The sequence below is a fragment of the Marinobacter sp. NFXS9 genome (genome assembly GCF_040148665.1).
In the GTDB taxonomy this organism is placed as follows: domain Bacteria; phylum Pseudomonadota; class Gammaproteobacteria; order Pseudomonadales; family Oleiphilaceae; genus Marinobacter_A; species Marinobacter_A mangrovi.
In genome coordinates, this window is record NZ_JAGDDW010000008.1 from 195,765 (window position 1) to 208,480 (window position 12,716).

13 protein-coding genes are annotated in these 12,716 nt (G+C 63.0%); 7 read left to right on the top strand and 6 right to left on the bottom strand.

What is annotated here, in order from left to right; translation table 11 throughout:
• Nucleotides 1–37 precede the first annotated feature (37 nt).
• Nucleotides 38–2,476 carry a YbcC family protein gene (locus tag J3364_RS14195; RefSeq protein WP_349558964.1) on the bottom strand — a complete coding sequence of 813 codons (2,439 nt, stop codon included), beginning with the start codon at nucleotides 2,474–2,476 and terminating at the stop codon, nucleotides 38–40.
• A complete protein-coding gene (locus tag J3364_RS14200) occupies nucleotides 2,473–4,086 on the bottom strand; it encodes an NADH-quinone oxidoreductase subunit L (RefSeq protein ID WP_349558965.1) in 1,614 nt (537 codons plus the stop codon). Before J3364_RS14200 ends, J3364_RS14195 begins: the two co-directional genes overlap by 4 nt.
• Nucleotides 4,087–4,186: 100 nt before the next feature.
• Here J3364_RS14200 and J3364_RS14205 point away from each other — a divergent pair, with 100 nt between their 5' ends.
• Entirely contained in the window at nucleotides 4,187–5,095 is a 909-nt protein-coding gene (locus J3364_RS14205) for a LysR family transcriptional regulator (RefSeq protein WP_349558966.1), read from the top strand.
• Between the two features lie 61 nt (nucleotides 5,096–5,156).
• On the opposite strand, the gene J3364_RS14210 is transcribed toward J3364_RS14205, so the two are convergent.
• Nucleotides 5,157–6,461, bottom strand: coding sequence for an MFS transporter (locus J3364_RS14210; RefSeq protein ID WP_349558967.1), 1,305 nt, complete (start codon nucleotides 6,459–6,461; stop codon nucleotides 5,157–5,159).
• 290 nt (nucleotides 6,462–6,751) lie between these two features.
• Here J3364_RS14210 and J3364_RS14215 point away from each other — a divergent pair, with 290 nt between their 5' ends.
• The 4 genes from J3364_RS14215 to J3364_RS14230 all read left to right on the top strand — a co-directional run bounded on the left by J3364_RS14215 (nucleotide 6,752) and on the right by J3364_RS14230 (nucleotide 8,358).
• Nucleotides 6,752–7,093, top strand: a complete 342-nt coding sequence (locus J3364_RS14215; protein ID WP_349558968.1) for a hypothetical protein — start codon at nucleotides 6,752–6,754, stop codon at nucleotides 7,091–7,093.
• Between the two features lie 139 nt (nucleotides 7,094–7,232).
• Nucleotides 7,233–7,712: a helix-turn-helix transcriptional regulator gene (locus J3364_RS14220; RefSeq protein ID WP_349558969.1), complete on the top strand. Its 480-nt coding sequence runs from the start codon at nucleotides 7,233–7,235 to the stop codon at nucleotides 7,710–7,712.
• A complete protein-coding gene (locus J3364_RS14225) occupies nucleotides 7,709–8,140 on the top strand; it encodes a VOC family protein (protein WP_349558970.1) in 432 nt (143 codons plus the stop codon). The genes J3364_RS14220 and J3364_RS14225 overlap by 4 nt, the downstream gene beginning before the upstream one ends.
• Complete coding sequence (locus J3364_RS14230) at nucleotides 8,137–8,358, top strand: hypothetical protein (protein ID WP_349558971.1); 222 nt, start codon at nucleotides 8,137–8,139, stop codon at nucleotides 8,356–8,358. Before J3364_RS14225 ends, J3364_RS14230 begins: the two co-directional genes overlap by 4 nt.
• 54 nt (nucleotides 8,359–8,412) lie before the next feature.
• Here the strand turns inward: J3364_RS14230 and J3364_RS14235 are convergent, their stop codons facing one another.
• The 3 genes from J3364_RS14235 to J3364_RS14245 all read right to left on the bottom strand — a co-directional run bounded on the left by J3364_RS14235 (nucleotide 8,413) and on the right by J3364_RS14245 (nucleotide 10,586).
• On the bottom strand, nucleotides 8,413–8,736 hold the full coding sequence (locus tag J3364_RS14235; protein WP_349558972.1) for a hypothetical protein: 324 nt from the start codon (nucleotides 8,734–8,736) through the stop codon (nucleotides 8,413–8,415).
• 188 nt (nucleotides 8,737–8,924) lie between these two features.
• Complete coding sequence (locus tag J3364_RS14240) at nucleotides 8,925–9,386, bottom strand: GFA family protein (RefSeq protein ID WP_349558973.1); 462 nt, start codon at nucleotides 9,384–9,386, stop codon at nucleotides 8,925–8,927.
• Nucleotides 9,387–9,506: 120 nt separating this feature from the next.
• Complete coding sequence (locus J3364_RS14245) at nucleotides 9,507–10,586, bottom strand: aldo/keto reductase (protein ID WP_349558974.1); 1,080 nt, start codon at nucleotides 10,584–10,586, stop codon at nucleotides 9,507–9,509.
• 197 nt (nucleotides 10,587–10,783) lie between these two features.
• Here J3364_RS14245 and J3364_RS14250 point away from each other — a divergent pair, with 197 nt between their 5' ends.
• On the top strand, nucleotides 10,784–11,716 hold the full coding sequence (locus tag J3364_RS14250) for an AraC family transcriptional regulator (RefSeq protein WP_349558975.1): 933 nt from the start codon (nucleotides 10,784–10,786) through the stop codon (nucleotides 11,714–11,716).
• A gap of 66 nt (nucleotides 11,717–11,782) precedes the next feature.
• Nucleotides 11,783–12,664 carry a class A beta-lactamase gene (gene bla / locus J3364_RS14255; protein WP_349558976.1) on the top strand — a complete coding sequence of 294 codons (882 nt, stop codon included), beginning with the start codon at nucleotides 11,783–11,785 and terminating at the stop codon, nucleotides 12,662–12,664.
• Nucleotides 12,665–12,716: the final 52 nt, after the last annotated feature.

The following is a 12,716-nucleotide window of genomic DNA, read 5'->3' on the forward strand; positions in this document are numbered from 1 at the left end:
CCGGCCCACGACCATCCAGGGCGCGGGTCGGTGGGTGTCAACACGCCTGCCAGTCACCGTTGCGGTACTGCTCGACGCCATCCCCGGCGAAACGGAACAGCCACAGCCAGTGGTTCTCCACCAGCCGCGCCACATCGGGTTGCTGTGCCAGAACCCGCTCGATGTGCTGGCGCGGGGCGTCGATGAACACGTTGAGCCTCACGGGCTCGTGGCGCCAGGTCTTGCCGTCGTGGACGGACTGGATCGCCAGGCCGATCCGCAGGTCCGGGTCGTTGCCTTCGATCACGCCCACGTTGCCGCCGACCACCGAATGCAGCAGCTTGTTGCCCGCGCCGAAGGTCTCCGGCGCCGCCACCGAGCCTAAATACTGAAGGTTGATCCAGTTGGCCACCACCATCGGCGCGGTCATCAGGGCCTCAAGCACGGTGCCTTCCGGATCCTGCGAGGGCTTATAGTCATGCAGGAACGTGCGTCCCTTCAGGTTCAGCCCCCGCGTCCGGGAGCGGTCGGCGAAGAGGATGGCCGCGTTGTTCGCCAGCCCCCATTCCGGCCGGACTTCGGACCAATTTACCGTGCGTTTGGTCATGTGTTGCAGCAGGCGGTCGTCGTCATGGCCGGCGAGGCCCAGGGCTGCAGCCCGCTCTCGGCGACTGCGCCGGGCGGCTTCGGTGAAGGCATTTTCCAGGCGGATCAGCTTTTTCAGGTAGCTGTCCGGCACCTGCTCGCGATTCAGGACCGTGACCCGATCCGTCACCGTGCAGTGTTCCGCAGCCAGCGCCAACGTGAAGTCGGGAATGCGGATGCCCCGTGCCACCAGGCCGGCACGGACCTGGGGATCGTTGATCAGACGGGCTGCCAGTGCCGCATTCACTCCGCCGTTCTGGCCCCCGCAGGCACCGCATGCCAGCCCGGCCTGGTGCGGATTGTTGTCGGTATGGCTGCCATGCCCGACGAACACCAGCAGCGGCGCGAAGCCGGTGGTCAGCGACAGGCCACGCAGCATCTGTTCGGCGAGATCGACTTTTTCCGGGTCGGACACCGGGTCACCGCCATAGCGCTGAAAAAGGCCGCCCTTCGCCGGGTTGGACGTGGTTGACTTCGAACGGTTCCGGTACAGGCTGTCGCGGAGCAACTTCCAGCCCCAGGCCAGTCCGGTGGTTTCGACCAGCGTGAAACTGGACAGGCTGCTGTACTTGGCTTTACGCACCGTCTGCCGGGTCATCTCGCGCTGGCTCGCAGCCTGGTACTGTGCCCGGTCCTCCTGACGGTCGCCGGTGGAGTCCGCCAGCCGGTAGACCGGAGCCAGCAGTCCCGGAAGCCTGGGCATGTCGTCCTCCGGCCCCAACCCCCGGTGCGTCACCGGCATGCCGAAGAAGCCGGCGAAACCGAGGGTCTGGACCGTCGGGCACGCCGCTTCAAGATGACGGCGCATCACCTCAGACCGCACATCGATGCAGAACACGGCCTGGATCTCGCTTTCGATTCCGGCCGGCGGCGCCGTGCTCTCCGGATCTCTGGCGTCGGTCAGCGTGCCGATCAGTTCCCGCTGATAGCCCAGCTCGTAAGCGCGGTGCCAGAGCCACAGGGTGGGCTCATGGGGTTGCGTCGCGCCTTTGAGGTAGGTGTTCCAGGCCGCCTGCCACTGGTGCCGCTGCTCCGGCGCTGCCAGATGGACGCCAATCGCCTCCCATACCAGCAAAATCACCAGCAGCTGGTCGCACAGGTCGGCTTCGCCACCATCCAGCGCGGTCTGCCATTCGATACCCTTGCACCAGGCGCTCCAGCCAACGAGCTCGAACAGCAGCCGGTGTGCCAGGGCTTCCAGCTCGCCTGCCGAGAGGTTCAGGATGCCGATGGCCCAGTTGCTGGCCTGCGTCGGGGCGGCCGGCATGTCTTTCAGGATCGACCGGGCCCCGGCGAGACCGGTCCGGCGGTCCAGGAGCGGGTCGTGCTGGCTTTGCTCCAGCCAGCTCGCAAAGAGGCCATCGGACACCAGGTCCACCAGCCACCGCGACTGCCGGGTATCAAAGAACAGTCCGCAGGTTCGCGCGACCTGTTGCCGAACGGCCACCATGGCCGGACTGGCGCTGCTGCCGAACGTCTGGTCGAGGACCGAGGGCGCCGCCATGCCGCTGTCCGTGTCGCCTTTTTTCAGGGCGGCAAGCAGGGTGTCCCGCGTCGCATGGCCGCCGCTCTCGCGCTGGGCTTCACGCAGGTCTTCTTCCCGGATACGGCCCCGTTGCCAGGCATCGCGGTAGAAGGCGGGCGGCATCAGCATGGACGTCTTGGCCCGCGCGCCGGGAATGCGGGAGGCCCGCTCAGCAGGAAGGTGCCGCAAGCCCCACCAGGGGTTCACGGCAATCCAACGGTCCAGCGGCCAGCTGGGTGGAATCACGGACGTTGCCCGGGTCAGGGCGTCTTTCTGGTCGGACGCCAGTGCCGGTTTACCAAAGCGGGATACGCTGACCTGATTCATGACTTGTCTCCCAGGATGGACAGATCGTTCTTCGACGCCGCTGTAGCCGGCTGCAGCCAGGCGAGGCTGTTCGCCAGCCGCGTTGTCAGGTGGTCAAAAGGCAACATCAGGTAGAAGCCGTAGCCCACGTGGAACCGCAGCGTTCGGGCTATCCGGCTCTGCGGATTCAACAACAGGATCAGCGAGACCAGGGCGAGGGTGCCGACCATCAGCAGTCCGATCACCACACCCGCCAGGGGCAGTGGTCCGGTAGAGTGCGGGGCGACGACCGGGCCCAGCAGCCAGTGGGCGAGCCCATAAATCGGTATCAGGCTAACGGCCAGGCCGCCCAGGAGCAGCTTCTGACGCAGGCGGATCCCCGCCGGCAGGCCGAGCACCGACCCGAAAATCGCCAGGATCAGCATGGCCCCCAGTACCGGGTTATTCTCCACAAGCCCCGGGTTCAGCCACAGGAGCGCGAGCCCGAAGCCGGCGGCGGCCGCACTCCATGCCAGGCGCGAACGGATGTCGGCCGTTGCGAACGGCGCTACCCGGGACGCCGACACCGTGCGTCCCGAAGCCAGGAATGAATGGGCCTTGTAGAGCGAGTGGGCCAACAGGTGCAGGAAAGCCAGAGTGTAGGCGCCCATGCCGATCTCGAACAGCATGAACCCCATCTGGGCAGACGTGGACCACGCCAGGGCGTGTTTGACGGAGGCCTGGCTCATCATCGTCAGTACCCCGACCACCGCCGTCAGGCCGCCGACAGCGAGAAGGACCACATGCCCCGGGGAGAAACCGTCCAGCACCGGGAACAGCCGCAGCCAGAGAAAGCCCCCAAGGTTGATGACGCCCGCGTGGAGCAGGGCGGAGACCGGCGTCGGCGCTTCCATGACGCGCAGCAGCCAGCCATGGAACGGCACCTGGGCACACTTCAGCAGCGCGGCCACGGCGAGCAGGACCGAGGCGATCTCAAGATGGGTGCTGCCTTGGGCCGTGTCACCGGCGGATGCGACCATGGCGGGCAGGTCGAAGGTGCCGTAGTGGCGGTAGAGCAGCCAGACGCCGGTCATTACACAGATGTCGCCGATACGGCTGACGATGAACTTCTGGAACGCCGCGAGACGGGCCTCCGGGCGGTCATGGTACAGGGTCAGCAAGTGATGCAGGGCGAGGCTGACACCGACCCAGGCCCCGGCCAGGACCAGCAGGTTGTTGGTGAAAACCAGGAGAAGGACGCTCGCCAGCGTGGTCAGGAACCAGGGCAGGAAACGATGGCGCGCCGGATCCCCCTGCAGGTAGGTGTCCGCGTAGCGGAGAATGATCCAGCCAATGAAGCCCACCATCAGGGCCATCCAGACCGCCAGCCCATCGGGTTGGAGCCCCAGGCGATGGCCCATCTCCGGCAGGCCGGTGTCGGCGATCCAGGCGTCGACCACCAGCAGCACGCCGATGAGGGCGGTGGCCCCGATCGAGAGCGCCAGCAGGCGGCTGGCGAGGCGCCAGCTGAGCCCGGTGGTCCGTGTGCTGGATTGCCAGCCCGTGAAGCCTGCCAGCAGCAGGAGCGACACCGGCAGAAGGAGCCAGGCCAGGAGGGCTGGCATGGAAAATACGGTTGCAAGGTCGTTCATAAAGGCCTCCCGTTGACGTTGTGCTTACTTTGCCGGGAATGCATTCATATAAAAAATGGTTTAAAAATATCCTATCGTTCTTTTTTAGAGAACAATTGCCATGAAGCTGAATTACCATCACCTGTTCTATTTCTGGACTGTGGCCAAAACCGGACACCTGACCCGCGCCGCGGAGTCCCTCCACATTTCGCAGTCGGCGCTGTCGGGCCAGATCCGCAAACTGGAGGACAGCCTCGGCTACGCGCTGTTCATCCGGGAGGGCCGCCGGCTGAAGCTGTCAGAGGCCGGTCGCGTGGCCTTCGGTTATGCCGAAGACATCTTCCGGCAGGGCGAGGAACTCACGGAGCTGTTCAGCTCCGGCATCCAGGCCAACCGGGAAAGCCTCCGGATCGGGGCGGTAGCGACCCTTTCCCGCAACTTTCAGGAAGGGTTCCTGAAACCTCTGCTCGGGCGAGACGACATCGAGCTGATCATCCAGAGCGGCACCCTGGACGACCTGATCCGCCGGCTCTCTGCTCACCGACTGGACCTGGTGTTGTCCAACCAGCCTGTCCATGGCGATGAAAAGAACCCGTGGCGCTCGCGTCGTATTGCCCGGCAAGGCGTCAGCGTGATTGGCCCGCCGGGGGTAACCGGTGTGCAAACGTTTCCCGAATTGCTGGTGGAGCGCAGCCTGATCGTGCCGGGACCGGAGAACAACATCCGCCATGCGTTCGACCAACTGTGCGACTATCACAACATCAGCCCGCGTATTGTTGCGGAGGTGGACGACATGGCGATGATGCGTCTGCTGGCGCGGGACACTCGCCACTTTGCGGTATTGCCGCCGGTCGTTGTCCGTGACGAGCTGGAGCGGGGTAGCCTGGTGGATTACGGTGCGTTGCCCGGCGTGTTTGAGGAGTTTTACGCAGTCAGCATCCGGCGGCAGTTTGAACCGCCCCTGCTGACCCGGTTGTTATCCCAGCCATCAGAAGCGTTGCTGACCCGGTCGGCGAACTGGTCGTTCTGAAGCCGCCCGGCGGGTTCACGGACTTGTGGCTGGCTTCGAAGCAGCGGTGGATAACCGTCTTTCAGCTCCGGTCCTCTTCCGTCTCCAGCTTGGACGCCGTCCCCGACTTGGGCAGCCCGTGATCTTCCCACGGCTCGCCGTCCTCGCCCTGGAGCTGGTAGTCGTAAGCGGCCTGCAGGCCCGTTTCATCCTCCTCGACTTCTTCGGGCTCCTGGTCGATGTGGCGGGGGTAGAGCGGCGACAGCAAAGCCACGACAACGCCGATGGCGGAGAACATGGCAAACGCATCGGCGTAACCGAACGTCTTGACCAGCAGGCCGACGGCGGGTGAACCCGTGGCCTGGCCGAGTGAGATCGCCATGAAGGGCAGCACCGGCCCCATCGACAACCGGCCCGGCAGCAGGCGGATGCCGGTCATCAGGTAGAGTCCGGTCAGACTCATATAGGCCAGACCAAATACCAGCGCCGAAAACGCGGTGATCACCAACTGACTCGGACTGGCTGCCAGCAGGGCCAGGCTTGCCGCCAGCATCATCAGCATCAGGGCCTGGGTGATGGGTGGGTTGTTGCGGTCGGCCAGGTCGGCCACCACCGCGCCTCCAAGACCTGCGATGCCAACCGCCAACCACAGCCAACCGGTGGCGCTCGGCGGTTGGGAGCTGAGGTTCACCATCAGGTCCGGGGCAAAGATCCAGTAGGCGGCGGACACGAAGCCCATCGCGAAGGCAAACAGCGAGAGCCGGAAAAGCCGCCACCAATGCAGTCGCGTGATCGGCGTTGGCGGGGCCGCGTTCAGGGGCGTGACACGCGATACCGACGGAATAAAGGTGCGGGCGGCGATGACCCCGACCGCTGCCAGAATGGCAAAGACGAGATACGCCGAACGCCAGGCACTGGCAACAAACAGGATGGCTGGTACGGCCACGATCACACCGACGCTGGTCCCGGCGTTCATCACCGAGCTGACCCGCCCGTGCAGGGAGCGATTGACCAGGGCCTGCATGGCCGCAGTCAGCGCCGGCATCATCAAACCCGTGCAGATGCCGCAGGCGAACACGCCCACCCCCAGCGACAGGGCGCCTGAAGCCTGGCTGATCACCGCCAACCCCACCACGCCGAACACACCGGAAAGCACCGTCGTATTGCGGGCACCGAAACGAATGGCAACCACCGGCGCAACCAGCGTGGCCATTGAAAAACTGATCAGCGGCAGAGCGCCGATGACACCGATGACCTCCGGCGTCAGTGCCAGGTCATCGCGAATGGGTGGGACGAACAGGCCAAAGGCGAAGCGTGCCAGGCCGTAACTGATGGCAATCAAGCTTGCCCCGATCAGCGCAAAGCTGGTGCTTGACGGCACTTTCACAGAGCGGCCCAACGGGTGTGGAGAAGAACCGCGTTGACCGCGGTTAGAGGAAAAACGTCCGTAGTGGTCACCGTGCGACCCTCCTGCATTGGGGGCGGACCCTGCCGCTGAATGTCCTACCCGACCAGCCTAGGAATGGGCCAGGCCGGATTCAAGCCGGTGTGGTTAAAAGAGGCATGGTTTGTCGTTCCTGTTCATAAGCACCCATTAAAGGGTCGTCACGCGGAGGGCGGTTCAATCCGGTCCGTTTTTTTTCCTACACTGGAGGCACAGCCAACACGGAGGAGCGTATGCGATTCACCAGACTGGCCGTGCGTGTCACCTTGCCTGCCTTGGCCCTGTCCGTTCTGACGGCCGCTCACGCGTGGGCGGAGGTGCCAGCGAAAAAAGCGCAGCAGTTGGTCGAGCAATGCCGGGAAAAAACGGTGCAGCAGCCAGAGGGGAAGGCGCTTACCGGCTATCCGCTTGAGGAAGAAACCAACGCGGGAAGCTACCGGCCCGGAAAGCCTTTCGAACTGCATATCAATATTCGCGGGCACGGCAATGCCGTGCATAACGTGACCTGCCATATCGATGCGCAAGGCCGGGTCAGTTTCGAAAGCATCGAGGAAAGGGGCAGTGCGATAAAATAGGCGAGTATTTCCGATAACATAATGACCAAAAGACGACTCAACCAGGGACGGGGCCGTGGCCTGCTCAAGCGCCAGTGGCCGGGTTCGTTCACGTCGCTGTTCTGGCAGAGCCGTCACTGGTTGGGAGTGAACATCAAACATGGCCCAGAGCCCCGAACTGTTGCGACGGCTACTTCGCGCGAAAGACCGGATGGATCGCGCGTCCCACGAAGCGTGGCCGATTCATCGCCTGGCGCACGTCAGCGCCGTTTCGGCGTCGCACTTTGCCCGCTCGTTCAAGGAAGCGTTTGGCGTTCCACCGCATCGTTATTTGCTGACCCGCCGCATCGAGCGGGCCGTCGCACTGCTTCGCGACACCGACCTCCCGATCACGGACATCGCCTTTCAAACGGGCTGGAAAAGCCTGGGAACCTTCGGGCGCATTTTCCGTGACATCACCGGCGAGAACCCGGGGCAGCTCCGGGCACGTGAGCGGTCGTCTCCGGATGACCGGGAAAACGTCCCCGAGTGCATGGTGCGCGCCGCCGATCGTCCGGACCTCAAGATGGCAGTTTTGGAGAAGCGACGGAAGACCTCCGTTGAGAGAATGGACCGCTCATCAACGGAGGATCTTCTATGACACAAGGTATCGGTGTGGTTGGTCTGTATGTCAGGGACCAGGACGAAGCGCTGACGTTCTATGTTGAACGGCTGGGATTTCGGGTCCACACGGACGTGCGCAACGGGAACTATCGCTGGCTGACGGTGCAGCACCCGGAGCAGCCCTCGTTCCAGCTGGGTCTGTTCAAGCCGGGCCCGCCGGTCCACGATGACGCGACAGCGCGGACTCTGAGTGAGGTTGTGGCCAAGGGGGCCATGCCACCGCTGGTGCTCCATGTGGAGGATTGCCGAGCGGCTTACGAGCGGCTGAGCAGGCTGGGGGTGGAGTTCACCCAGGAGCCGATCGACCGGTATGGCGCCGTGGATGCCGGTTTCCGCGATCCGTCCGGCAACGGATGGAAGATGATCGAAGCCCGGGCACAATCCACAGCGGAGGCCTCGACATGAACGGGAGTCTCTGGATGCGGCAGGGCCATCGCTGGCTGTCGATCGTTTTCACGCTCACTGTCATCGCCAACTTCGCGTTCAGGGCGGTGGCCTCGGGTGAGCCGCCGATGTGGCTGACCTACGCGCCGTTGCCGCCGCTTTTCCTGCAGCTGGTCTCGGGCCTGTACCTGTTTGCGTTGCCGTACCGCTCCAGATGGCGCGGCCAGCCTTGTGACTGATCGACCCAGGTTGCCGACGCTGGAACCGGATTACTGGGTTCCGGCGTCGGGCGCCTACAGCCTGCTCTCTTGTGTGGCCTCAACAGCAACCACCGTATTGTTCTCGACGGTTATGACCACCAGGGACTGACCGCCCAGCGAACTCTGCAAACGGTACGTCAGGATTTCCCGTTTAACGGGATTCCCGCCGGCGCCGTCATCGACTGCGATCGTCTCAACCTCCCGGTTAACGGGATCGCCAGCAATATAAAGGATCTCCTGCTTGCTTTGCCCTTCCTGGATCAGCTTGCCATTGGCAAGCCGGAATGAGTCGTTGGCAAGGGCAAAGGATGCGCTCGCCAGCAGGGCCATCGTGACCAGGATTTTTAGAGGTTTCATCTTTATTCCATTCCTGAAAAACCGTTATCGATCCATTGTGGTTTTCACTGTGTGCTCACGCCAGAAGATCGCGTCAGCATGATGACTTTCCAGTATGCCAACGGTCGCCAGACACCGCTTCTCCGAAACCGCTATGTCGAAAATCGGGACGCTATCGCCTGCCCCTCTTTTTACCTCGGGGACTCCTGTTAATTCTGGAGGCTTTGCGCATACTCCCGTGCCAGGTCTTCATAGGATTCTGGCGGTGGAAACTTCTCGAAACTGTGGGTCGCTGGCGTGGTCGCCCAAGGCAGTTTTTCGCTGGTGTAGGTTTCGACAAACGGTTCGAACCAGCTGCAGTCTTCCAGCATGGTTGGGCGCACATTGACGAAAGGCATTGAGGCGTCGAAACGCGTGAACATCCAGCTCATGCAATCCGGGCAGAAGAAATGCCGCACATCGTTGCCGCGAAGCCCGCCAATCACCGGATCGCCGCGCGTGACAGAAAAGGCCTCGCCGGGAACGAGGGCTGACAGCGAGTAGGCGCTCGAACTCATCTTCTGGCATCCCGTGCAGTGGCACGCCATCGTCAGGATCGGCGCCGCATCAATCTGAATACCCACACGGCCACAACGGCATTCGCCTTTGATAGGCAGTAACTTCTCGATCATGGTTTCACGCTCCCTGTTGTTGTCGTACGGAAATGGTTTCCAAACTATAGCGTGTTTATCTGGCAGGGCGCCCCGGTCCCTATTCAATGCGCGGACGACCGGGGCTGTTCCTGTTCCGCCTTAATTCGAGGAGCGATACCCGCCCTGACGCTCCAGCATCCAGCCCGGATACTCGGCCGGCAGGCGGCTGACCTCATCCAGGGCGGCCCGTTCGTCGTCCGAGAACCGCACCTGGGCGGCCCGTATGTTGTCTTGCAGCTGGTCCACCCGTTTGGCGCCCACAATAACGCTGGTCACGGCGTTCTGGTGCAGCAGCCAGGCGAGGGCGATCTGGGCCACCGAGACGGGCTGGCCGTCCACCGTCTTGCCGGCGGCGATTTCGCGCATCACCGCGATCACTTCGCTGCCACGTTCCCGGTTCACCGGCGGGAAGTCGAACTTGGCGCGGCGATTTTCTTCCGAAACGTTCGGGCCTTCGTACTTGCCGGACAGGTAGCCGCCCGCCAGCGGACTCCACACCATCAGGCCGATGTCCTCGGACTCCAGCATGGGAATCACCTCGCGTTCCAGATCGCGACCCACGAGCGTGTAATAAGCCTGCAGCGACAGGATCGGGCACAGTTGGCGGGCCCGGGTGATCCCGACCGCTTTCATCACCTGCCAGGCGGCCCAGTTCGACAGGCCGACGTAGCGGACATGGCCGTGTTGCACCAGATTATTCAGCGCCTCAAGGGTCTCCTCGATCGGCGTGGCTGGATCGAAGCCGTGGATCTGGTACAGGTCGATGTAGTCCGTTTGCAGGCGTTCGAGGCTGGCCTTGCACTGAGTCATGATGTGACCCCGGGACGCCCCGCGGGCGTTGGGGCTATTGCCCATCGGGCCGAGTACCTTGGTGGCCAGCACGACGTCCTCGCGGGGAACGCCCAGGTTCTTCAGCGCCTGCCCCGTGATGCGCTCGCTGGCGCCACCCCCATAGACGTTGGCGGTGTCGATGAAATTGATGCCCGCATCGAGGGCGGTTTTCACCAGTTCATCGGCCTGCTCCTGCTGCAACTGGCCGATCAGTTCCCAGATGCCGTCCTCGCCGCCGAAGGTCATGGTGCCCAGACACAGTTCCGAGACAAACAGGCCAGAGTGGCCCAGGGGCCTAAGGCGCAGTGGGGTGTCCTGACTGGTTTGGGGCATATTGGGTGTCGTCATAGCGGATCCTCTCCTTTTGATGGATGCACCTGCCAGGGCAGGGCCTTGGAGTCATGCTACGGTGGCGCGTGGTCAATCGGGCTGGCGGAAACTCTCAGACGATTGCACGATCCTATCAGCCTGGCCTCAGACGGATTCTGGCTGTGCTGAATTGTGGCGCCGGAAAGCCTATGATCGGATCAGCACAGGAGGCGCCCATGAACGCACAACCCAACGTCATTCCGATGCAACCGGACAATCCCACCCTGAACCGGCTGCGCGATCTTGTCGAGCAGCAGTGGCTGGCCCACGGGCCGGAGACCGCCATCGACGGACTGCGGCTGACCCGCGCGCCGGAACCCAGCGGCACCATCCGGGCCCTGTATCAAACGTCGTTCTGTATCGTACTGCAGGGCGCCAAGGTCACGGCCATCGGGGAACAGGCCTTTCATTATGGTCAGGGCGACTGCCTGTTCGCGTCGGTCAATCTGCCCGTGAACTCCCGCATCATTGAGGCGACGCCGGACAAGCCGTACCTGGCGCTCAGCCTGTCGATCGATCCGGCGATGATTTCCGAACTGTTGGTGGCTCACCCGGAGATGGCTTACCGGGGCCCCAAACGAACGGCGCTGGCGACGGCACCGGTGCCCGGGGACCTGTACGATCCTGTCATCCGTCTGCTCCGGCTGCTCGACCAGCCGATCGATCGCGAGGTCATGGAGCCGCTCATCCGCCGGGAAATCGGCTGGCGTCTGTTGCGCTCACCGCTGGGGCCGGCCCTGCAGCAGATTGGCATGAAGGACAGCGACACCGCCCGCATCGGTCGGGTCACTGCCTGGATGCATGCGAACTATCAACAGCCTTTCAAGGTCGCGGACTTGGCCAACATGGCAAACATGAGCCCGGCGTCCTTCCATCGGCATTTCAAGGCCATTACCCAACTCACGCCGGTGCAGTTCCAGAAGCGGGTGCGATTGCAGGAAGCCCGCCGGCTGCTGTTCAGCGAGCAGGAAGTGGCCAGTGTGGGATACCAGGTTGGATACGAGAGCCCGTCCCAGTTCAGCCGCGACTACCGCAAACTGTTCGGTGCGCCACCGGGGCGGGACAAGGCGGTAATGCGGTCCAGTGTGGCGATTGAGAGTGGGGTTTAAGATGTTCATTTAGCAAGGTTTAGTCCATTCTTCCTCCTCAATCTGGCATCAACAAAGGAACGGTTCATGCGCTTTAGCACTTCGATTCTCCCTCGCGCTGCACTGGGGCTCGCCCTCGGGCTATTCGTGACGACAGCGGCTGTTGCAAAGACGGCCCTGGAAGATTTGTCCGACACCGTCGAAAAGGTCGAAGACCAGCTCGACGCCCGGGTTGGCCTCGCGATGACGGACACGGGCTCGGATTTTTCCTGGTCCCATCGCGCGGACGAGCGTTTCCTGATGAACAGCACGATGAAGGTGCCGCTTTGCGGAGCCGTACTGGCGCAAGTCGATGCGGGCAAAATGTCCCTGTCCGACGAACTGCCCGTTCACCAGGACGATATCCTGTCTTACGCGCCGGTCACCAAAGAGCGCGTCGGACAGAGCGTGACCCTGGGTGCGTTGTGCTACGCCGCGCTGGATATGAGCGACAACACCGCGACCAACCTGTTGATCAAACACTTGGGTGGTCCGGAGGCGGTCACGCAGTTCCTGCGCCGCATCGGAGATTCCGTCACCCGTTCAGACCGGTATGAAACGGCGCTGAACACGTTGATACCGGGCGACCCCAGAGACACGACGAAGCCCGTCGTCATGATCAACACCCTGCGCAAGCTGTTGCTGGGTGATGCCTTGACCACCGGCTCCCGCGACCGGTTGGTGGCCTGGATGAGCCATGGTGGCGTGACTCAAGCGCTGCTGCGCGACGATGCGCCCTCAAGCTGGAAAATCGCCGACAAGTCCGGCAGCGGCGACCACAACCGGAACCTCGTGGCGCTGATTACGCCGGATGACGGCAACCCGAGGATCGTCACCATCTACATCTCGGATACCGATGCGGACTTCAAGACCCGTAATGCGGCGTTGAAAGAGTTGGGGGCGGCGGTCATCAGGGTGATTGAAGACTGAGCTGGCGCTTTGGCCAGAGGCGTCAGCGGTTCGCAGTAGGCCAACGAATCAA